Origin of the sequence: Methylorubrum populi (assembly GCF_002355515.1) — a bacterium.
Classification (GTDB): domain Bacteria; phylum Pseudomonadota; class Alphaproteobacteria; order Rhizobiales; family Beijerinckiaceae; genus Methylobacterium; species Methylobacterium populi_A.
In genome coordinates this window covers 4,186,331-4,207,395 of sequence record NZ_AP014809.1, presented here as the reverse complement: position 1 = coordinate 4,207,395, position 21,065 = coordinate 4,186,331, and the positions used below count along the sequence as shown (strand labels likewise).

The 21,065-nt window shown below is 69.1% G+C and carries 14 protein-coding genes; 5 read left to right on the top strand and 9 right to left on the bottom strand.

Annotated features, from left to right (window positions below; genetic code table 11):
* Window positions 1–110: 110 nt before the first annotated feature.
* Complete coding sequence (locus MPPM_RS28990; protein WP_244573358.1) at window positions 111–449, bottom strand: hypothetical protein; 339 nt, start codon at window positions 447–449, stop codon at window positions 111–113.
* A 545-nt stretch (window positions 450–994) separates the two neighbouring features.
* Between MPPM_RS28990 and MPPM_RS19520 the strand changes: the two genes are divergently transcribed.
* Entirely contained in the window at window positions 995–4,159 is a 3,165-nt protein-coding gene (locus tag MPPM_RS19520) for a ribonuclease E/G (protein ID WP_096486483.1), read from the top strand.
* A gap of 754 nt (window positions 4,160–4,913) precedes the next feature.
* On the opposite strand, the gene MPPM_RS28085 is transcribed toward MPPM_RS19520, so the two are convergent.
* The 3 genes from MPPM_RS28085 to MPPM_RS19510 form a co-directional block, all read right to left on the bottom strand.
* On the bottom strand, window positions 4,914–5,669 hold the full coding sequence (locus tag MPPM_RS28085) for a hypothetical protein (protein WP_157914215.1): 756 nt from the start codon (window positions 5,667–5,669) through the stop codon (window positions 4,914–4,916).
* Window positions 5,670–6,299: 630 nt separating this feature from the next.
* Window positions 6,300–7,463: a pyridoxal phosphate-dependent aminotransferase gene (locus MPPM_RS19515; protein ID WP_096486482.1), complete on the bottom strand. Its 1,164-nt coding sequence runs from the start codon at window positions 7,461–7,463 to the stop codon at window positions 6,300–6,302.
* A gap of 171 nt (window positions 7,464–7,634) precedes the next feature.
* Window positions 7,635–8,678: an HD-GYP domain-containing protein gene (locus MPPM_RS19510; protein WP_096486481.1), complete on the bottom strand. Its 1,044-nt coding sequence runs from the start codon at window positions 8,676–8,678 to the stop codon at window positions 7,635–7,637.
* A 320-nt stretch (window positions 8,679–8,998) separates the two neighbouring features.
* Here MPPM_RS19510 and MPPM_RS19505 point away from each other — a divergent pair, with 320 nt between their 5' ends.
* The gene (locus tag MPPM_RS19505; protein ID WP_096486480.1) at window positions 8,999–9,778 is read left to right on the top strand and encodes a DsbA family protein; all 780 of its coding nucleotides are present in this window, start codon (window positions 8,999–9,001) and stop codon (window positions 9,776–9,778) included.
* A gap of 84 nt (window positions 9,779–9,862) precedes the next feature.
* Here MPPM_RS19505 and MPPM_RS19500 read toward each other — a convergent pair whose 3' ends face one another.
* Window positions 9,863–11,044 (bottom strand): mechanosensitive ion channel family protein, encoded by a 1,182-nt coding sequence (locus MPPM_RS19500; protein WP_096486479.1) that lies wholly within the window; start codon window positions 11,042–11,044, stop codon window positions 9,863–9,865.
* 445 nt (window positions 11,045–11,489) lie between these two features.
* Between MPPM_RS19500 and MPPM_RS19495 the strand changes: the two genes are divergently transcribed.
* Complete coding sequence (locus tag MPPM_RS19495) at window positions 11,490–13,061, top strand: NAD-dependent malic enzyme (RefSeq protein WP_173807928.1); 1,572 nt, start codon at window positions 11,490–11,492, stop codon at window positions 13,059–13,061.
* A 7-nt stretch (window positions 13,062–13,068) separates the two neighbouring features.
* Window positions 13,069–14,544 carry a class II fumarate hydratase gene (fumC, locus tag MPPM_RS19490; protein WP_096486477.1) on the top strand — a complete coding sequence of 492 codons (1,476 nt, stop codon included), beginning with the start codon at window positions 13,069–13,071 and terminating at the stop codon, window positions 14,542–14,544.
* Window positions 14,545–14,750: 206 nt separating this feature from the next.
* On the opposite strand, the gene MPPM_RS19485 is transcribed toward fumC, so the two are convergent.
* The 3 genes from MPPM_RS19485 to MPPM_RS19475 all read right to left on the bottom strand — a co-directional run bounded on the left by MPPM_RS19485 (window position 14,751) and on the right by MPPM_RS19475 (window position 18,926).
* Window positions 14,751–16,511: an AMP-binding protein gene (locus tag MPPM_RS19485; RefSeq protein ID WP_096486476.1), complete on the bottom strand. Its 1,761-nt coding sequence runs from the start codon at window positions 16,509–16,511 to the stop codon at window positions 14,751–14,753.
* A 151-nt stretch (window positions 16,512–16,662) separates the two neighbouring features.
* Window positions 16,663–17,436 (bottom strand): hypothetical protein, encoded by a 774-nt coding sequence (locus MPPM_RS19480; protein ID WP_096486475.1) that lies wholly within the window; start codon window positions 17,434–17,436, stop codon window positions 16,663–16,665.
* Window positions 17,433–18,926 carry a leucyl aminopeptidase gene (locus MPPM_RS19475; protein ID WP_096486474.1) on the bottom strand — a complete coding sequence of 498 codons (1,494 nt, stop codon included), beginning with the start codon at window positions 18,924–18,926 and terminating at the stop codon, window positions 17,433–17,435. The genes MPPM_RS19480 and MPPM_RS19475 overlap by 4 nt, the downstream gene beginning before the upstream one ends.
* Window positions 18,927–19,258: 332 nt before the next feature.
* On the opposite strand from MPPM_RS19475, the gene MPPM_RS28080 reads away from it, so the two are divergent.
* A complete protein-coding gene (locus tag MPPM_RS28080; RefSeq protein WP_157914214.1) occupies window positions 19,259–19,780 on the top strand; it encodes a hypothetical protein in 522 nt (173 codons plus the stop codon).
* Between the two features lie 76 nt (window positions 19,781–19,856).
* On the opposite strand, the gene MPPM_RS19470 is transcribed toward MPPM_RS28080, so the two are convergent.
* The gene (locus MPPM_RS19470) at window positions 19,857–20,843 is read right to left on the bottom strand and encodes a transporter (protein ID WP_157914213.1); all 987 of its coding nucleotides are present in this window, start codon (window positions 20,841–20,843) and stop codon (window positions 19,857–19,859) included.
* Window positions 20,844–21,065: the final 222 nt, after the last annotated feature.

Sequence of the window (21,065 nt, the reverse complement as noted above, 5' to 3'; positions counted from 1 at the left end):
ACGGGATACGGCCGAGATGGTTAACCGTTCCTCACCCCGCCGGCCGCAATCCTGGGAACGCTGTTGTGCAAGAGCGACACCACCTGTGGCTGTGGGCTCCTGCCCTTCCCTCAGGATGAGAGGGGCGTTTGGGATGTCCGGCGCTCGGGCGACTCTCGCTCCGCCCCCTCGCCCTCGGGGGTCTCCCAGGCCCGTCGCCAGACCGCATGCGCTTCGGAGCCCTCCGGGTGCGGGTTGGCGCTGGCCGGGTCGCCCCGGTAGCGGGCCTCGCGCCCGTCCCTGGCCACCGAGGCGAGTGATTGTTCCGAAGCCGACACCGCGAAGCCCTCCCCTGCCGCCCGGCGGTGCCGGCGGCGTTCGCCTGCTTCAAGCCCGCAGGGCGACATCCGGTTCACGAAGACGGCAGGAACGACGCCGCGCGCCTGTAACGAAGTGTCGAGCGCCATCATACGGAACCCTTGCAATTCTCCCGCGACACTCTGTAATGATATCGACCCCATTCCCGGGTTGGCGCTTCGGCGGCCCCCGGGCGCGCCCGGGGCATGTCGGCGCCCACCTCGCTCGAATTGGCAGCGTCAGTCGGCGCCTCCCGGCATCCGGGCGGGTGTCACGGTATTCGCGGCCTCCCGATTATTCCGGGGCGGTCGCGCCCATGAAATCTGTACGGGCCGCTCAACCGGCCCACCATCTTCGCGAGGCCGGATCAGGATGGGAGGACGCACAGCATCGGTTGCCGCTGCTCGTGCCGAAGGCGCGCGGTTTTCGCGTCGCCTCGCCCCTTCCGTCGCCCCGGCCCTGTTCAACCCCCAGCGCGCCGATGCCCGGCGCCAGAAGGCGGTTGACGGCAATCCCCTCCCCGCACCATCCGCGGCCTCGGCGACGAGGCCGGCGCGAGCCCTGTTCCCACCGGCCGCAGGGCCGGGGGAGGCCCCGCCGGGACCGCGCGGCTCACGCGTGAGGAGAACGACGTCGGCCGCCATGTCGAAAGTTCGTCATGGCCAACAACAAGATGCTCATCGACGCGACGCATCCGGAGGAGACCCGGGTCGTCACCGTGCAAGGCTCACGGGTCGAGGAATTTGATTTCGAGGCGGCCAACCGCCGCCCTCTGAGGGGCAATATCTATCTCGCCAAGGTGACCCGCGTGGAGCCCTCGCTCCAGGCGGCCTTCGTTGAGTACGGCGGCAACCGCCACGGCTTCCTCGCCTTCAACGAGATCCATCCCGACTATTACCAGATCCCGATGGCCGACCGCCTCGCGCTGATCGAGGCCGAGGCGCGCGAGGAGGAGGAGCACCGCGAGCGCGAGGAGCGCCGCCCGCCGCGCGGCCGCCGCTCGCGCGGACGCCGGGCCGAGGCCCGCGGCTCGCGCCACGACGACACGGTGAAGTCGCAGGAGGCGGTCGCGGAAACCGTCTCCGAGAACGACGCGATCCCCGGCGAGGGCCAGGCCGCCGACGCGCCGGCGCCGGAGGCGATCGAGGCGGTGCGCGCCGCCCTCGTCGAGGAGCGGCCCCTGGGCGACGAACCCGCCGAGTCCAACCCCGAATCCAGCGCCGAGCCGGCCGCGGACGGCGCCTCCGCCCCGGTCGAGACCGGCGGCGACGCCTCCGCGAGCCTGCCCGAAGCGGCGCTGGCCCCCGGCGCGCCCGAGGGCGACGCGGCGGCCGAGCCTGCCGCCGAATCCGCCGAGGCTGCCGCCACGCAGACCGCCACGGTCGAGCCGTCCGATATCGCCGCGATCTCCGAGGCCCCCAATCCGCCGGTCGAGGCCGCGGATTCCGCGGAGGCTGCCGAGACCGTCGAGCCGCAGCCCGTCGCCGCCTCCGCGCCGGTCTCCGAGACCGTGGAGACGGACGAGGACGAGGATTCCGACGACGAGTCCGATGAGGATGAGGACGAGGAAGACGACGAGGACTCGGATGACGACGAGTCCGACGACGACGATGACGATGCGGACGACGAGGAAGAGGACGAGGAATCCGAGGACGGCGAGGCGCGGGTCGCGCAGGTCGGCGGCGCGGGCGATGCGCTCGCCGAGATCCCCGAGCGCCCGCGCGCCTATCGCCGCCACTACAAGATCCAGGAGGTGATCAAGCGCCGCCAGATCATCCTCGTCCAGGTCGTCAAGGAGGAGCGCGGCACCAAGGGCGCGGCGCTCACCACCTACCTGTCGCTCGCCGGCCGCTACTCGGTGCTGATGCCGAATACCGGTCGCGGCGGCGGCATCTCCCGCAAGATCACCTCGGCCGCCGACCGCAAGCGCCTGAAGGAGGTCGTGGCCGATCTCGACGTGCCGGAGGGGATGGGGATCATCCTGCGCACGGCCGGCGCCTCGCGCACCAAGCCCGAGATCAAGCGCGACTTCGAGTACCTGATGCGCCTGTGGGAGAGCGTGCGCGAGCTGACGCTGTCCTCAACCGCCCCGGCGCTGGTCTACGAGGAGGGCTCGCTGATCAAGCGGGCGATCCGCGACCTCTACAACAAGGATCTCGACGAGGTTCTGGTCTCCGGCGAGGATGCCTACCGCGAGGCCAAGGACTTCATGCGGATGCTGATGCCCGGCCAGTCGAAGGTGGTGAAGCCCTACCGCGACCCGACGCCGATCTTCGCCCGCTACGGCGTCGAGCAGCAGCTCGACGCGATGTTCTCGACCCACGTGGCGCTCCGCTCCGGCGGCTACCTCGTCATCAACCCGACCGAGGCGCTGGTCTCGATCGACGTGAACTCGGGCCGCGCGACCCGCGAGCACGACATCGAGGACACCGCGCTCAAGACGAACCTTGAGGCGGCGGAAGAGGTCGCCCGGCAGGTGCGCCTGCGCGACCTGGCCGGCCTCGTCGTGATCGACTTCATCGACATGGAGGAAAAGCGCAACAACCGGGCGGTCGAGAAGCGGCTCAACGAGGCGCTCAAGAACGACCGGGCGCGCATCCAGGTCGGGCGGATCTCGCCCTTCGGCCTGCTGGAGATGAGCCGCCAGCGCATCCGCACCGGCGTGCTCGAATCCTCCTCGATCCCCTGCGCCCATTGCGGCGGCTCGGGCTTCGTTCGGGCGACCTCCTCGGTGGCCCTGCACATCCTGCGCTCGATCGAGGAGGCGCTGCTCAAGTCGTCGAGCCACAACCTCGTGCTGCGCACCCGCACCGAGGTGGCGCTCTACATCCTCAACCAGAAGCGGGCGCATCTCTACGACCTGGAGCAGCGCTTCCAGGTGGCGATCACCATCTCCGCCGACGAGCGGCTGACGGCGACCTCGGCCTTCCAGCTCGAACGCGGCGAGCCGGCGGTGAAGCAGATCGGCCCGGCCACGGGCGTGCGCGCGGTCGCGATCTCGCCGGTCTACGAGGCCGAGGAGTTCGAGGACGAACTGGTCGAGAGCCTGGAGGGCGAAGAGTCCGAGACGGCGTCCGAGACGGCGTCCGAGAGCTCGGCGGAGACCGACGCGGAGGGCACCGCCGAAGGATCCGAGGAGGGCGGCGGACGCCGCCGCCGCCGCCGGCGCCGTCGCGGCGGGCGCTCCTCCGGTGAGGGCGAGGCCCGCGCGCGGAACGAGAGCGGCGACGAGAGCGGCGACGAGAACGGGATCGACTCTGAGGACGGCGTCGAGGACGGCGAGGATGCGCCCGAGGCCGGGAGCGAGGTCGCCGAGGCCGTCGAAGCTGGGGCCGAGCGTGATGAGACCGCGTCCGAGGCTGCCGAGGCCGGCGACGACGCCGAGGGCAATGGACGCCGCCGCCGTCGCGGGCGCCGGGGCGGCCGCGGGCGCGGCCGGACCGAGGCGCGCAACGACCGCTCGGACACGGACCCGGATTCCGAGCAGGCTTCCGAGGCGAACGAGATCCCGTCCGAAGCGCATCCCGAGGAAACCGCCTCCGACGCACTTCCGGTCGGTCCCGAGGAGCCGGTCAGCGACGCCGACGTGAGCACCGTCTCGCTCGCCGCCGAGAACGGCAGCGCCGCCGAGCGGCCCCCGGTCGCCCCGGCACCGGAAGCCGAGCCGATCCGCGCGGAGGCCGTCGCCGAGGCCGCGACCGAGGCGGCCGCTCCGGAGCCCGCGCCGGAACCCGTCGCGGTGGTGCTGACGCCGCCGGATCCGAACCGCCCGAAGCGGGCCGGCTGGTGGTCGCGCACCAAGGCGGCGCTCACGGGAGAGTGAGAAGGCTCGCGAGACTTCCGGTCACCGGCCGCCCCGATTCGGGCGCGCGACGGCGGAGCGGGTGTCTCGCGAGCATCGCCGAGGCGGTCACGGACTGGGCCGAAGCGCGAACTGAGAAATCAATCCCGCTCTGGCCGCCCCCTCCGGATGGCGGATCCAGATCCTGCCCGGGGGCCGCGTCGGCGAGATCCGGCGTGGCAGCGCCGTAGGGAAGCGGTTCATCGAACAATGCCCGCGATCGGCTCGTCGGCTCGGTTGCGGGGCCGGCGTCGGGCTACCCTTCGGCCGCTGGGGCTCCCCTCGGCCCGATGCTGTATCGGGTGGAGCGACGGTGACGCCTCGGGTCCAAACTCAACCCGCTCAACCGTGCGGAGGGCTGCCTTCGAGCCTTTGCAGACCCTAGGAAGGTCTGCTTTCCGGCCGCATAGTGGGCCTGAGAGTACGATTGGAACAGGTGGCTTTCTGCCTGTCGGCTTCCGAGCGAGAGTGAGAGCGAGAGGAAGCGGACGATGCGGTCGCGCCCGCTCGCTCTCTTATACGAGAAATAGAAATGTCGGCTTGAGGGCTGCCTGGTGCATCAGAGGCCTGCGACCGGAACGGGCTGTGGTCTCATCCAAGATGCCGACGGCCGCTGGAATTTTGGCCAGCAGGCATTCGCATTCGTGATCTGAGATGTCGGAAAGTTCCGTATGTCGCGTGCGGGCTGAAAATTTAAGAGGCATTTTTGTAAGGATCGACACGACTTCCCGGCCAACTATTCTAATCTCAAAAACGAAATGAGGCCTCGGCTTTTGCCCTGTGCGACGGCTTGGCAACCATCGATTTCGCGTTCCCTCAGCACGCCCTGATGGACCAAATGCGCGCGATCAGGGGCACAAAAATCCGACGATTTCCGGTCGTGTTCAACGATGCTGTTCGCGAAAGACATCACGCATCCACTCAAACTCGCATTGCCCGTACTCTGGACGATCGATCGGATTATTATTTTGTAGAGACGCTGGGTCGTTAGTGCGATTTGCGCGGCCGTTGGTGGTTTCGAGTAACGCGATGCAATTCGAGTAGTTGAGATAATCTGTAGTGGGCTGGTTTCGCCGTCAATTCCAAATGTAGATGCAAATAGATAATTATAAGGTCGCACCGTAATATCTTGGGCAATAATAAAGTGCTTGAAAGCAGAGCTGTCGCCTTCGGCCATGGTCGCCTGTCGGAACCGATCAGCAATCTGGGTAGCGTCGAGCTGGGTTTGTGTAGCTTTGAGATCGGAGCCGAGTAGCAACGGAAGGTCTTTCGCTGAAACCGGTGCAACCAAGACTTTCTCAAGTTCGCAGACGAGCGGACCGACAAAACCCCGATCCGTTACCTCGGGATGGATGTAGATGATTATCTCGGACGGAACACGGGGTGGCCCGTGCGTCACCTCCGACTCGGCGATGGCACTTCCGACGGTGAACGGGGCGGACGCAGCAATGAGCAGCGCATAGACACTGAAGGCGGCGGTTCTCAGACTCATCTGTCACCCTGACCATGTTGAGCCCTTACAGGGTACGCCGACGACTTCGCTAATCTGTACAGGCTGCGATTAAAATTTTCCGCGACCTGAGAATTGATGTCCCATAGGCACGGCAGGCCTTTGCAGACCCGGAAACGGAACCCACCACGCCCATGGCCCACGTGAAGCCGCCCTCGAACGGCTGCCGCCCTCGAACCGCTTTATGGACACCGGGGCGATTTTCCAGATGTCCCACATGGGTCGACACGGTCCGTCCGCCTACGACCGAGTCGAGTGAGAGCCCGAACGGCCCCTGCGAGGGGAAAGGGACAGGGGCTGGTCGCCACCCTTAGCCGCTCTTCGCACGGTCAAGCGGGATCGGTTTGGGCCCCTGACCCATCGGTCACCGCAGCCGGTTGGCCCACCCAGCTCGCTCCGGCTGTAACGCTCCGGTCTTCCCCCTGGAGAGCGGAGGGCGGTGCGGGTTTGCTCGTGGCTGATCTCCGCGATCCTGCCGCCGGCCGTGTTCGCTCAGGACCGCCGAACCGCGAGCCCGGCGCAGGGCGTCGCGGCGCGCTCAGGGCGACCGCGGCCGGAGCTCCCTGGCAGAGCCGGGCCTTCCTGGCGGTGCCGGTGCTGCTCTGAGACGCCTCAGCCCAGCCAGCCCTTCAGCCGCGTCACCGCCTCGGCGCAGTCCGCCTGCGAGCCGGCGAAGGAGAAGCGGATGTGGTGGCCGCCCTCCTCCGGGTCGAAGTCGAGGCCGGGCGTCGCGGCCACCCCCGCCTCGTCGAGCATGCGCCGGCAGAAGGCGCTGGCGTCGTCCGTCAGCCGGGCGATGTCGGCGTAGAGGTAGAAGGCACCGTCCACCGGATGGATGCCGGTGAAGCCGAGGGCCGGCAGCGCGTCGAGGAGAAGGGCGCGGTTGGCCGCGTAACCGTCGCGGATCGGCACGATCTCGTCGAGGGTGTCGAAGGCGGCCAGCGCCGCGACCTGCGAGAGATAGGGCGCGGAGATGTAGAGGTTCTGCGCCAGCCGCTCGACCGGACGCACGAGGGCATCGGGCACGACCATCCAGCCGACCCGCCAGCCGGTCATGCAGTAGAACTTGGAGAACGAATTGATGACGACGGCGCCCGCGTCGAACTGCAGGGCGGTCGCCGTCGGCACGCCGTAGCTGAGGCCGTGATAGATCTCGTCGGAGATGAAGGGCAGGCCCAGGGACCGCGCCGTGGCGCAGAGCTCGGCGAGGCGGGCCGGCTCGATCACCGTGCCGGACGGGTTGGCCGGGCTCATCACCAGCAGGCCCGAGAGGTTGTGCGCGCCGTGCACCGCGCGCAGCAGGGCGGGGGTCGGGGCGTAGCGGTCCTCCGCCCGCAGGGTCAGCGGCTGCGGGATCAGGTCGAGGGCGCGCAGGATTCCGTCATAGGCCGGGTAGCCGGGGCGCGGCACGCCGATCCGCGCGCCCGCGTCGAACAGGGCGAGGAAGGCGAGCACGAAGCCGGCCGAGGACCCCGTCGTCACCACCACCCGCTCCGGGGAGAGGCGCACGCCGTAGGTCTCGGCATAGTGCCGGGCGATGCGCTCGCGCAGGCGCGGGAGCCCGAGCGCCTCGGTATAGGGAATGCGCCCGTCGGCGAGGGCGGCCTGCGCCGCCGCGATCACCGCCCGGGGCGCGGGGGCCGAGGGCTGGCCGACCTCCATGTGGACGACGCCCTCCCCGCGGCGCTCGCGGGCGCCGGCCGCGGCCATCACGTCCATCGCCAGGAAGGGCGCGACGGCCTGCGCGCGGCGCGAGAGGGCGGGATCGGGGTTCAAGGCAGGGCTCCTCATGGGGAGAGGCGGGACCCGGATGCAGGTAGACCCTGAAGGCGTCCCGCTCAACGGCGGGTTTCCTCCGATCAGGCGAGCGGCGTCCGGCCGAGCCTCGGCGACCCTGTCGAGGGCGGAGATCGGCCCGGCGCTATCGTGGGAGAGCCGAAGGCGGCGTCAGGGCGTCTCTTGGACCGCCCGGCCGAACGCCTGCACCAATCCGCCCTCCAGCCTGCCGTCCATGCCCGCCAGGATGGAGAGCGCGTCGCGGCTCGACATCGGTGCCTTGTAGGGACGCCGCTCGATCAGGGCGGCGTAGATGTCGCAGATCGTCAGCAGGCGCACCGGATCGCCGATCTCGCTGGCGCACAGCTTGTCCGGATAGCCCGACCCGTCGAGCATCTCGTGGTGATGGCGCGTCACCGCGAGCGTCACCGGGTCGCAACCGCCCGATGCGGACAGGATCTCGTGGCCGATCGGCGCATGGGTCTGCATCACCGCCCGCTCGTCGTCGTCGAGGCGGCCGGGCTTGTTGAGGATCGCGTGGGGGATGCGCGACTTGCCCACGTCGTGCACGAGGGCGGCCCGGGTCATGAGCTTCTTGTCCGCGGCGGACAGACCCAGATTCTGGGCGAAGGCCGCGACGACGCCGGAGACCAGGAGGCAATGCTGGAAGGTCACGTCGTCATGCGCCCAGACCTCGTCGAGCCAGCGCGACAGGCCGCCCTCCTGGATCGCTCCGAGCACCGGGTCGACGCCCTCCTCCACGTTCGACATGTCGACGGCGCCGGCCTGGGCGGAGGCGAACAGGTTGGTCATCAGCGTGCCGGCCCGCTCGGCCTCGCGGGTGATGACGAGGTCGGCCACCGACTTCTCCGGCCAGACCTCCCGGACCAGAGAGCCCACCACCATGCGCGGCTCGGCCAAAGCCGACAGGCAGAGCGTGGCGCCGAGATTGCGCGCCTCGGTGAAGGCGGATTGACTGCTGCCGCGGGTCAGGCAGATCAGGGGCGCACGGGAGCGCGAGGGCCGGCTCGTCAGCAGGCGCAGGCAGCGCTTGGCCTCGGGGCGGCTCAGGGTAATGTCTGCAATCACGCCGCGCAGGGGGCCGATCCGATCCCAGGTCTCCTCGGTGCCCACGACCCGGCATTCGGCGACGGCGCGCACGGCATCGACCAGTGACTGGCTCCGATCCGGGCGGTCGCTCACCACGACGATCACATTGTGCTCCCCGTTTCGCCCGTTCCGGCTTTGCCGCGGCCAAACAAGAGGCTGCCCTGCATCATTTAGCGAAACGATAATATGATACGATTTCCGGTGGAATTTTAAAGTGAGTGCATGTGCCGCGAAATCGCCGCAGCGCGGGCGCACGACCAGACGTCGGCCTTTCGGGGCGCGGCACCCGCCGAGATCAGTTTTGCATCGGCGCGGCGGTCGCGCTGTGCCATAGTTCCGTCGCGCGGGGCCGGTCGGAATGCCTCGTCGATCGGTGTCGACCGTTCCGGCCGGGCATTCGTCCCGACACGTATTTCGAGGTATCGATGACGCTGTTCCGCTCCGTTTCCGCCCTCGCCCTCGTCGGCAGTCTCGCGCTCGGCACGGCCGCAGGCGCCCGCGCGGAGGAGGCTGCCCCCTTCACCGACGCCCAGCGCAAGGCGATCGAGGGGATCGTCAAGGATTATCTCGTCAAGAATCCCGACGTGCTGCAGGAGGCGATCGCCGAGGGCGAGCGCCGCGCCCAGGAGACGCAGAAGCTCGCCCAGGCCGCCGCACTGAAGGAATCGCGCGAGGCGCTGACCAACTCGCCCCACGGCATCGTCGCCGGCAACCCGAACGGCGACGTCACCCTGGTCGAGTTCTTCGACTACAATTGCGGCTATTGCCGCAAGGCCTTCACCGACGTGCAGACCCTGATCAAGTCGGATCCGAAACTGCGGGTGGTGCTGAAGGACTTCCCCGTGCTCGGCGCCGAATCACTGGAGGCGAGCCGGATCGCGCTGGCGGCCAAGCTGCAGCTCAAGCCCGAGAAGATGTTCGACTTCCACGCCAAGCTGCTTGAGACCAAGGGCCGCATCAACGGCGAGCGGGCGATCGCGGTGGCGCGTGAGTTCGGTGCCGACGTGGAGCGCCTGAAGCGGGACGCGCAGGGACCGGAGGTGAAGGCCGCGCTCACCGAGAATGTCGGCCTCGGCGACAAGCTCAGCCTGTCGGGCACCCCCGCCTTCGTCATCGGCGACGAGATCCTGCCCGGCGCGGTCGGCGTCGAGCCGATGCGCAAGACCATCAGCGACGTGCGCCAGTGCGGCCACGCGAGCTGCTGAGCCGGTCTCTCCCGAACCGATGAGACAGGACCCGGTGCGGATCGACCGCACCGGGTCCTTTTCGTTTCCGCTGTCGCGACCGGTTCAGGCCGCCGCGGCGCGGGGATCGCTGCGGATCGGGCGTTCGCCGCGGATGCCGGGCTCGTTGCCGGCCCGGGGCGCGGTCCGCCGGTCGGGCTCGGGCGGATCGGTCTCGACCCATTCGGCCCGCTGGCGCGGCAGGGCGGAGGGATGCTCCTTCTGCAGGAAGCCGATCATCTTCTCGCGCACCTCGCAGCGCAGGTCCCAGGTCTGGGGGGCGTTGCGGGCGCTCACCAGCATCCGAAGCTCGATCACGCCCTCCCGCGCATCCGAGACCTGCAGGTTGACCACGTTGCCGTCCCACAGCTGCGACGCCGCCGCGATCCGCCGGAGTTCGCTGCGCATCGCCTCGATCGGCGCCCGGTGGTCGACGTAGAGGAACACGGAACCGATCAGGGAAGCGCCCTCGCGGGTCCAGTTCTGGAACGGCTTCTGGATGAAGTAGGTCAGCGGCAGCACGAGCCGGCGCCAGTCCCACAGCCGCACCACCACGTAGGTGGCGGTGATCTCCTCGACCCAGCCCCACTCGTTCTCGACGATGATCGCGTCCTCGATCCGGATCGGCTGGGTGATGGCGATCTGGATGCCCGCCACGAGGTTGGAGAGCACCGGCTGCATCGCCAGCCCGAGGATCAGCCCGGCGGCCCCCGCCGAGGCGAGCAGGCTGACCCCGTATTGCCGCACCGGCTCGAAGGTCATCAGCGCGATCGCCGCGGTGACGATGGCCACCATGGTCAGGGCCGCCCGCTCAAGGATCCGCATCTGGGTGAAGTGCTTGCGGGCGAGCAGGTTGTCTTCCGCGTCGAGCTTGAACCGGCGCAGGTAGATCACGGTCGCGATGTGGATCGCCGTGGCGCAGGTCCAGCCCGCGAGCGTCACGAAGGCGACGAGCAGCACCTGATTGAGGACGAGCCGGATCTCCCAGGTCAGGGGCGCGGTCGAGACCGCGAGCGCCAGGGCCACGACCAGCAGGGCGAGCCGGCTCGGCCCCCGGGTGCGCGAGACCAGCGAGCGCCAGAACAGGCTCTTCCCGCTCGCGGCCCTCTGCGCGAAGCGATAGGCCACCCCGTGCAGGGGCAGCACCAGCGCGCAGCAGCCGGCGATCAGGATCGGGCTCGCGAGCCACCAGGGCCACTGAACGATCCAGCCGATCAGCCGATCGAAGAACGCGTGGACTTCCGCCATCGATCACCTCCTCGTCCAGGGGCAATGATCGCTGCCGGGCCCGGTTCCGCACTGCACAATGGTGCGGCGGGTTCGAGCGGAGGGGCGAATTTTGCTGCGTTCAGGAACCTGATCGGACGGTCCGGCACGACCGTTCCCAGTCAAAAAGACGTTTTTGTTCAATGACGTGATCAGTCGACGCAGGGGGGCTTCCGATGCAGGGGGGCGCCTCATCGAACCGAGCGAATTTGCCGGCTTCTGGCACCATAATGCTTCATATATCGTGGCTATAGCGATATCAAAAATATAAATCCTCAGGGCAATTCAGTATTCATGCCGCGCGTGCTTGTTACATATCAATAAAACAGTCATTGCGCGGCAACCAAGTCGGCCGTGAACTATTGGGGTGCCGGAATTCGTCTTCCGGAACGTCGCAGCCAAGGGAGTGGGCGGAGTGAACACCTCGATGCACAAAGGAACCGCGTTCACCCAGGAGGAGCGCGCGTCTCTCGGTCTCGAAGGCCTGCTCCCCACCGCCGTCGAAACCCTGGATCGACAGGTCGAGCGGGTGCTCGGCCATCTCGGCGCCAAGCCGAACGACATCGAGCGCTTCATCTACCTTCAGGAGCTCAGCAACAGCAATCAGACGCTGTTCTACGCAACCGTGATGTCCGATCCGGCGCGCTTCGTGCCGATCGTCTACGATCCGACCATCGCCGAGGCCTGCCTCACCTACGGGCACATCTATCGCCGGCCGCAGGGCATGTACCTCAACCGGCACATGAAGGGGCGCTTCGAGGAGGTTCTGCGCAACTGGCCGGTGAAGGAGGTGCGCTTCATCTGCATCTCCTCCGGCGGACGCATCCTCGGCCTCGGCGACATCGGCGCCAACGGCGCGCCAATCCCGATCGGCAAGCTCCAGCTCTACACCGCCTGCGCCGGCGTGCCGCCCGAGGGCCTGCTGCCGATCCATCTCGACATCGGCACCACCAACGCGGCGCTCCGCGCCGACGCGCTCTATACCGGGCTGCGCGAGGAGCCGCCGGAGCCCGACGCGGTGGACGCGATCGTCGATGCCTTCATGAAGGCGGCCAACGCGGTGTTCCCCGGCGTCTGCGTGCATTTCGAGGATTGGAAGGGCGACGACGCGATCCGGCTGCTGGAGCGCTACAGGGACAAGTACCTCGTCTACAACGACGATATCCAGGGCACGGCGAGCGTCGCGCTCGCGGGCATCGTCACCGCCCTCCAGATCAAGGGGGAGGCGCTCGCCGACCAGCGCATCCTGTTCGCGGGGGCGGGCTCGGCCGGCACCGGCATCGCCGACATGATCGTCGAGGCGATGCGGGGCGAGGGCCTGAGCGAGGGCGAGGCGCGGGCGCGCATCGCCCTGTTCGACATCGGCGGCCTGATCGAGAAGGGCCGCAAGGACCTCAACGCGTCGCAGAAGCCGTTCGCGCACGACTGGAAGCCGACCGAGGATCTCACGGACGCGGTGAAGCAGATCCGCCCGACGATCCTGATCGGCGTCTCGACGGTCGGCGGCCTCTTCACCGAGGCGGTGGTGAGGACCATGGCCAGGACCTGCGAGCGGCCGGTGATCTTCCCGCTGTCGAACCCCACCGAGAAGGCGGAATGCACGCCCGAGCAGGCCTATGAATGGACGGACGGCAAGGCCCTCGTCGCCTGCGGCGTGCAGTTCCCCGACGTGACGCTGGACGGAAAGACCTTCCATCCGGGACAGGCCAACAACTTCTACATCTTCCCGGCGATCGGGCTTGCGGTCCAGGCCACGAAGCCGAAGCGGATCGACGACGCGATGTTCATCGAGGCGGCGCGCGCCACGGCCGATCAGGTCAGCCAGGCCGACCGCGACAAGGGCATGCTGTTCCCGCGCCAGAACAACATCCTCGAGACGGAACGGACGACGGCGACGCGGGTGGCCGAATCGATCTTCGAGCGCGGCCTCGCCACCGTGAAGCGCCCCACGGACATCCGGGCCTTCATCGAAGCGCTCAGCTACACGCCGGAATACTGAGGCCGCCATGAGCAGGACGGACAAGCGGGACGGCGGCAAGGGCCATCCGACGATGCGGGACGTGCCCGTCGGCCTCGATGCCGAGGGCACCCGCGAGGAGTTCGACTCCATGGGCACCGTCGCGGTGCCCGCCGACCGCTACTGGGGGGCGCAGACGCAGCGCTCGCTCAAGCACTTCTCCATCGGCGGCGACCGGATGCCGAAGGCGGTCTACTGCGCCTACGGCACCGTCAAGAAGGCGGCGGCGCTGGTGAATGCCGAGGCCGGCCGCCTGCCGCAATGGAAGGCCGAGGCCATCGGGCGCGCCGCCGACGAGGCGATCTCGGGGGCGCTCGACGCGCATTTCCCGCTCTTCGTCTGGCAGACCGGCTCGGGCACTCAGTCGAACATGAACGTCAACGAGGTGCTGTCGAACCGGGCGATCCAGCTGCTGGGCGGCACGCTCGGCAGCCAGCAGCCGGTGGGGCCGAACGACGACGTCAATATGGGCCAGTCCTCCAACGACAGCTTCCCCACCGCGATGCACGTGGCGGCGGTGACGCTGCTCGACGAGCGCCTTCTGCCCGAACTGTCCAGGCTCGCCACGGCGATCGAGGCGAAGGCCAACCGCTGGATGGACGTGGTCAAGGTCGGGCGCACCCATCTGGAGGATGCGACGCCGCTCTCGGTCGGCCAGGAGTGGTCGGGCTGGGCCGCGCAGCTGCGCGCCGCGCAGGCCGAGATCGAGCGCGCGCGGGAGGGGCTCTACGCGCTTGCCATCGGCGGCACCGCCGTCGGCACCGGGCTCAACGCGCCGGAGGGCTTCTCGCGCAACGTCGCGGCCAAGATCGCCGAGCTGACCGGCAAGCCCTTCGTCACCGCGCCCAACAAGTTCATGGCGCAGGGCTCGCTCGACGCGATGGTGCGGGCCTCCGCCGCGCTGCGGGGGGCGGCGGTGGCGCTGATGAAGATCGCCAACGACATGCGCTGGCTCGGGTCCGGCCCGCGCTGCGGGCTCGGCGAACTCAAGCTGCCGGCCAACGAGCCGGGCTCCTCGATCATGCTGGGCAAGGTCAACCCGACGCAGTGCGAGGCGATGGTGATGATCGCAATCCAGGTGATCGGCGAGGACACCGCCACCGCCTTCGCCGGCTCGCAGGGCAATTTCGAGCTGAACGCCATGCGGCCGATCATCATCAACAACGTCCTCCACTCGGCGACGATCCTCGCCGACGGCTGCGAGAAGTTCCGCACGTATTCGGTCGAGGAAACGGAGATCGATCGGGACCGGATCAAGGCTTACATGGAGAACAACCTGATGCTCGTCACCGCGCTCTCGCCGGTGATCGGCTATCAGGCCGCGGCGAAGATCGCCGAGGAGGCTCAGGCCAGCGGCTCGACCTTGCGGGAGGCCGCCCTCAAGTCGGGCGAGGTCACGGAGGAGCAGTACGACAGGATCATCGTGCCGGGCGACATGATCGGCCACGGCGTCGCAGGTGCGTGACCGGCCGGACGACCGGGCGCGTCAGAGCCGTATCCGACCTGACTTTCTCGGGCCGGCGTCTCCCGGTCGCTGTTCCGGCGCGCGTTCTTCCGACGAGCCGGCCGCCGCCCCCTCGGGATGCGCTCCGGGGGGAGCACTCGAACGGAACCATCGGCGCCCGGACATCCGCTCGGTCACGCTTCGACATCCGGACAGCGGGCCGCCGCTCACCCCTGCGTCGGCGTGCCCTCCTCCCGCAGCGCCCGGCGCAGCACCTTGCCGACATTAGTCTTGGGCAGCGTCTCGTGCAGCACGATCCGGCGGGGCACCTTGTAGCCGGTGAGGCTGGCGCGGGCATGCGCCCGGAGCGTGTCCGGCTCCACGGAAGGATCGCGCAGCACCACGTGGGCGACGACCATCTCGCCGCTCTCGCCGCAGGGCGCGCCGACCACCGCGCACTCGACCACAGCCGGATGGGTGGCGAGCACGTCCTCGACCTCGTTGGGGTACACGTTGAAGCCGGAGACGAGGATCATGTCCTTCATCCGGTCGACGATGCGGATCTGGCCGTCGGGCGTCATCACCGCCACGTCGCCGGTGCGGAAGAAGCCGTCGGCGGTCATCGCCGCCCGCGTCTCCTCGGGGCGGTTCCAGTAGCCGGCCATCACCTGGGGCCCGCGCACGCAGAGTTCGCCCGGCACGCCGAAGGGCAGCACCGTGCCGTCCTCGGCGCGGATCGTCACCTCGGTCGAGGGCAGCGGATAGCCGATCGTCCCGGTCCAGTCGGCGAGCCCGAGCGGGTTGACGCTGACCACCGGCGAGGTCTCCGACAGGCCGTAGCCTTCGAGGATGGTCTGGCCGGTGATCGCCTTCCAGCGGGCGGCCACCGCCGACTGCACCGCCATGCCGCCGCCGACCACGTACTCCACCTTCGAGAAATCGACCGTGCCGATCTTCGGGTGGTTGTTCAGCGCGTTGAACAGCGTGTTGACGCCGGCGAAGTTGGTGAACCGGGTGCGGCTCAGGGTCTTCACGAAGCCGTCGAGGTCGCGCGGATTGGGGATCAGCAGGCAGCAGCCGCCGAGCCGGAAGAAGAACAGGAAGCAGGCGGTGAGCGCGAAGATGTGGTAGAGTGGCAGCGCCGTCACCGCGACGCGCCCGTCCCCGTCCTCCGCCGAGCCGCGGAACCACGCCCGGCTCTGCTCGACATTGGCCATGACGTTGCGGTGGGTCAGCATCGCCGCCTTGGCGATGCCGGTGGTGCCGCCGGTATATTGCAGGAAGGCGACGTCGCCGGGCTCGATCGCCACCGCGGGGCGCTTGAGGCCGCGGCCGGCCCGCACCACCGCCTCGAACCGCAGGGTGCGCCCGGCCGGCAGGGCGTAGGGCGGCACCGCCCGCTTCACCCGCCGCGAGACGAGATCGACGATCCGGCCCTTCAGCCCGAGCAGGTCGCCGGGCCCGGCCACGACGATCCGCTCCAGGCCCGGCATCTGCGGCAGCGCCTGCTCGACCGTGCGGCAGAAATTCTCCAGCACGAACAGGACGCGGGCGCCGGAATCGTTGATCTGCGCGGCGAGCTCCCGCGGGGTGTAGAGCGGATTGACGTTGACCACGGTGCAGCCCGCCACCAGCACGCCGAGCAGCGTGACCGGGCAGGCCGGGACGTTGGGCATCATCACCGCGACGCGGTCGCCGATTCCGTCGGCGCCCGTCTCGCGGCTCATCTCCCCGCGGCTCATCTCCCCGCGGCTCTTGCCGTAGCCGTTGGCGGCGAGCCACGCCGCCACCGCCTGGGCCGCGGCGCCGACCTCGCGGTAGCGCAGGCTCGCGCCGAAGCAGGTGATCGCCGGGCGCTCGGCGAAGCGCAGCACGCTGCGGTCGAACAGATCGACCACGGTGCCGACCGAGTCGGCGTCGATGTCGGCGGGAATGCCGGGGGGATAGGCAGCCAGCCAAGGGCGCTCCGCGCTCCGGTCCTGCGCCATCCTCGTCCCTCCTGCCCTGTGGCACGCGGCTTATGGGGGCCGGCCTCGTGCCGGCACCGCCGCTTCCCGTTGAGGCTTAAGCGTTTCCGGCGCGTTCGATCAACCCATACCGGGCCGCCCGGCCGGAGACATCGCCCGCATTGTGTTGCGCTCAGCCCGGCCGCCGCGACGGCCGACGACGCGCGGCCACGAGCACGACGTGCGGCAGCGCGGCGAGCGTCAGCAGCCCCGCGGCGACGACGAGGTCGCGGGCATCGAGCGGCCGGCGCGGCCAGGGGCCGAACCCGGCGTCGCGGGCGAGCCCGATCACGGCCGCGGCGAACCACAGGGCGAGGAAGCCCGCGATCCATCCGCGCAGCGCCCGCCCCACCCGGCGCCAGCGGCCGCCGCCGAGCGCCGGACCCGGCCGGCCGGCGAGGCGCGCGCCGAGCCCCGTGGCCAGCCCGAACAGGCCGGCGGCGGCGCCCGCCCCCAAAGTGTAGGCGATCGCCATCGGCGTGCCGTTGAGGAAGGCGCCGCTGCCGGTGCCGAAACCTGCCCGCAGCACGAGGCCGCCGAAGGTCGGGTGCAGGCTTAACCCCAGCACCAGAGCGAGGCCGATGCATCCGCCGACGAGGCGACGGGCCACCGAGGCGGGGCCCGGCGCCAGCATCGCGGCCAGGATGCGCACGAGTCCGTAGACCAGCGCGAAGGCGAAGAGCGGGTAGCGGTCGAGGAAGAAGCCGTAGAAGCGTGCCGCCACGTCCGGCGGCATCGCGCTGCGTCCGTCGAAGCCGGTGAGGAAGACGGCGAACAGGGCGGTGAGCGCCGCCAGGAGCGGCGCCGCGGCGATCGCCCAGGCACCCCGGTCGGCGCCGCGCTCCCGGCGCGGCGTGCCCGCCGGACCGGCGAGGGCTCCGGCGGGGAGCGCGTCGGCCCGGCTCACTGCTCGTAATGTTCGCGCACGAGCCGGTCGAGCAGGCGCACGCCCCAGCCCGCGCCCCAGCTCCGGTTGATCTCGGAGGGGGTGGAGGCCATCGCCACGCCTGCGATGTCGAGATGGGCCCAGGGCACGTCGTTGACGTAGCGCTTGAGGAAGGCGGCCGCCGTCGCCGCGCCGCCGTGGCGCCCGCCGGTGTTCTTCATGTCGGCGAACTTCGAGTCGATCGCCTTGTCGTAGGCCGGGATCAGCGGCATCCGCCACACCTTCTCGCCCGCCGCTTCGCCGGCCGCGGTGATCTGCGCCGAGAGCGCGTCGTCGTTGGAGAACAGGCCGGCGATGTCCTGGCCGAGCGCCACGATGATCGCGCCGGTCAGCGTGGCCAGATCGATCATCGCCTTGGGCTTGTAGGTCGCCTGGACATGCCAGAGCACGTCGGCGAGGACGAGACGCCCTTCCGCGTCAGTGTTGATGACCTCGATGGTCTGCCCCGAGAGCGAGGTGACGATGTCGGAGGGACGGTAGGAATTGCCGTCGGGCATGTTCTCGACGATGCCGATGGCGCCGATCACGTTCGCCTTGGCCTTGCGCGAGGCCAGCGCGTGCAGGGTGCCGACGACCGCGGCCGAGCCGCCCATGTCGCCCTTCATGTCCTCCATGCCGCCGGCCGACTTGATCGAGATGCCGCCGGAATCGAACACCACGCCCTTGCCGATCAGCGCCAGCGGCGGCTCGGAGGCGTCGTCCGCGCCGTTCCAGCGCATGATCACCACCCGCGGCTCGCGGGCCGAGCCCTGGGCCACCGCGAGCAGGGCGCCCATGCCGAGCTCCCGCATCCGCGCCACGTCGAGGATCTCGACCTCGACGCCGAGTCGCGTCAGCTCGGAGACGCGGCGGGCATATTCCTCCGGATAGAGGACGTTCGGCGGCTCGTTGACGAGGTTGCGGGCCAGCATCACGCCGCCGGCCACGGCCTCGGCCGCCCCCGCGGCGGCCCGCGCCGCGGACGGGTCGGCGACGAGCAGGGTCAGCGCGGTCCCCGCCTCGTCCTCGTCCTTCTTCTTGGTCTTGTACTGGTCGAAGCGGTAGTGGCGCAGGCGCGCGCCGAGGGTGAAGTCGGCCACATCGCGGGCGCTGCCGGCAAATCCCGGCCAGTCGAGCACGATCCGGCTCTCGCGCGCGCCGACCTTGCCCGCGGTGAAGCCGCCGAGCACGGTCCAGTCGGTCTTGGCGCGGTCCTTCTCGGAGCCGAGGCCGATCACCACGAGCCGGTCGGCGTCCACGCCCGACGGGGCCGGGAGGACCAGCGCGCTCTGCGCCTTGCCCTTGAAGCGCTCGCTTCCCGCGGCGCGGGCGACCAGTTCGGCGCCTTGCCGACCCAGGATCTCGGCCGCAGCCCCCGACAGGGCGAGGTCGTCGCCGACGAATACGACGACGTCGCCGCCCGGGCCGCGCGACGACAGCGGCTCAAAGGCGATTTCGATCCCACCGGCCATGATGCTCTTCGCTTTCCACCCGCGTTCCGGCGGCCTGCCGCGGGCTCCGCGACAGCCGGCGAACCTGTGTACCCGGTGAGACGCAGAACGCAACGCGGGGCGCTGTCGCGAAGCCCGCCCCGTACGGGCTTCGCGGCGGGGCGCGTGGTGAGGACATCGCGACGCGGGCCCGGTGCAATCGGTAAGGCGACGGCGTGCGCAAGCGAGGCCGCTTGATGCCGTGCAGTGTCTGGACGACGTCCCTGCGCCGGGGATGCGACAGCGCCCGTGCCGTTCAGGCGTAGATCGTGTAAAAAGCGCGTTTCAATTGTATGACTGCGTGGGATGTTACAGTGATCGGGTCCGCCTGGAAAAAGTTAACGGCGATCGTCGCGGGTATTGCGGCCCTGGTCGCTGGAATTTCTGCCTTTGTTGCAAATATCGATAAAATATTGCCGCAGAAATCCTCCATCAAGACCGCGAATTGGAAAGTCGACTCTGTCTCCAGGGTGCCGAGGTCTCGGGGGGATTATGCTGTATCGTTCCTAGAGGTCGAGTCGTTGAAGGAAGGGTTTTTGCCCATAAAAGATTGCTTCATCGAAATATCCTATCCCAATGGGTTTGCAATAGAACGCACATATATTGACGAATCAAGGCATAAATTCAGTTATGGATTCTTCAGAGAATATCGTAAGATCGAGACATTCGTTCACTGGGCGGGCGATGGTCTCTTGGTTCGGCAATTCATAGACGCGCGTAACGAGCGAAAATCGGGGAACATGCGTGCCCGCATTCGCTGTACGTCGATCGAGACTGAGTGGCAGGACATCGACGTACCCGGCCACGATGGGTGGAAGCGGGAGGCTTCGGAGTGAGACACGACAGGCGGGCGCGCGATCCGGCCGAGATGCCTTCGAGCTGCGAGTGCCGTCGATCCCGAGCGTTCTTCGCTCAGTCCTTCGACACGAGCGACCTCGACCCCGCCTCCGCGGCCTGGCCTGCGCTCGGTGCGGCGAGCGGCACGGCGAGGCGAAACCAGCCGCGGGTCTCCTCATTGTCCTGCACTTGGCCACCGCGGGTGCGCGTCTGGCGGGCGACGATGTCGCGGGCGAGATAGACCTGCACGATGAAGCGGTCGAAGCTGTAGCCGACAAGGGCGCCGGCGGCGAATTGCCCGGTCTTCTGATAGGTGCGGTAGAGCGGATCGCGGCGGTCCACCGCGAGGTCGAGGGAGCCGTAGGCGACTGGGCCGATTTCGAACCTCCCGAACCTTTTGACCAGCGTCAGGTCGAGGCCGAGCCCGTCCGCTTGGCCGATCGGCCCGAGCGACCGGCCGACGGCGCCGCCGAAGCGGGCGCGCGGGTCCAGGGTCAGGCCGTAGGAGAGCGACGCCGTGAGATTGTAGCGGCCGTCGCCGACATAGGTCGCCGCGAAGCTCTGGCGGAGGGTCGCCGAGGCGGCCTGCGGCAAGAGCGGCGTGCCGTCGAGGCCGAGGCCGAGCGAGCCGCGGTCGCTCACCGGCAGGTAGGCGCCGAGCAGATAGGAGACACCGAGGCCGTTCCCGAGATCCCAGGCCAGGGCGCTCGCGAGCAGCGGGTTGTACATCGCGCTGACGTCGCGGTTCGGCAGCGGCGCGGGGTTGCGCGTGCCGATGAGGGCGGTCGGGAACGAGACCACCGGTTGGATCTGCCCACCGAAGAGCTTGTAGGGCGAGGCCCAGACCACGAACGGGATGTTGCCCATCACGTCCGGGGCGTTCGGCCGGTCGGCCCGGCCGGCGGTGAAGGTATCGACCGCGATGACGACGCCGATCGGCAGGGGATAGCCGGCCGTGAGGCCGACCTGCTCGCCGGCACTCGTCGCCGGTGCCGCCCGCGCGATCGCCACGGTCATGCTCAGGCAGGCGGCCGCACCCAGGGCGGCCCGGCTCCACGACATCTTTCCCCCTCGCCCCGGACGCGAGAACGCCCGGGCCGAGAATGAAGGAGCGCGCGCAATTCGCATAGGTTACAACGAGGTCGTAGAATGGGAAGCAGTATTCCATCGCAGGGGCGGCGTGGTCGCCGGACAGGCTTTCTCGCGGCCGACCGCGAGGCGGCGGCGCGGCGTCCTCTCCCCCGATCCGAGCGCGGGTCGCGCCGGTGTCCCCTTCGCGGGCTA

Excerpts from the sequence above, each read along its gene's own strand:
- MPPM_RS28990 (WP_244573358.1), bottom strand. The coding sequence starts at position 449 with ATGATGGCGCTCGACACTTCGTTACAGGCGCGCGGCGTCGTTCCTGCC.
- MPPM_RS19520 (WP_096486483.1), top strand. The coding sequence starts at position 995 with ATGGCCAACAACAAGATGCTCATCGACGCGACGCATCCGGAGGAGACC.
- MPPM_RS28085 (WP_157914215.1), bottom strand. The coding sequence starts at position 5,669 with ATGAGTCTGAGAACCGCCGCCTTCAGTGTCTATGCGCTGCTCATTGCT.
- MPPM_RS19505 (WP_096486480.1), top strand. The coding sequence starts at position 8,999 with ATGACGCTGTTCCGCTCCGTTTCCGCCCTCGCCCTCGTCGGCAGTCTC.
- MPPM_RS19500 (WP_096486479.1), bottom strand. The coding sequence starts at position 11,044 with ATGGCGGAAGTCCACGCGTTCTTCGATCGGCTGATCGGCTGGATCGTT.
- MPPM_RS19495 (WP_173807928.1), top strand. The coding sequence starts at position 11,490 with ATGCACAAAGGAACCGCGTTCACCCAGGAGGAGCGCGCGTCTCTCGGT.
- fumC (WP_096486477.1), top strand. The coding sequence starts at position 13,069 with ATGAGCAGGACGGACAAGCGGGACGGCGGCAAGGGCCATCCGACGATG.
- MPPM_RS19485 (WP_096486476.1), bottom strand. The coding sequence starts at position 16,511 with ATGGCGCAGGACCGGAGCGCGGAGCGCCCTTGGCTGGCTGCCTATCCC.
- MPPM_RS19475 (WP_096486474.1), bottom strand. The coding sequence starts at position 18,926 with ATGGCCGGTGGGATCGAAATCGCCTTTGAGCCGCTGTCGTCGCGCGGC.
- MPPM_RS19470 (WP_157914213.1), bottom strand. The coding sequence starts at position 20,843 with ATGTCGTGGAGCCGGGCCGCCCTGGGTGCGGCCGCCTGCCTGAGCATG.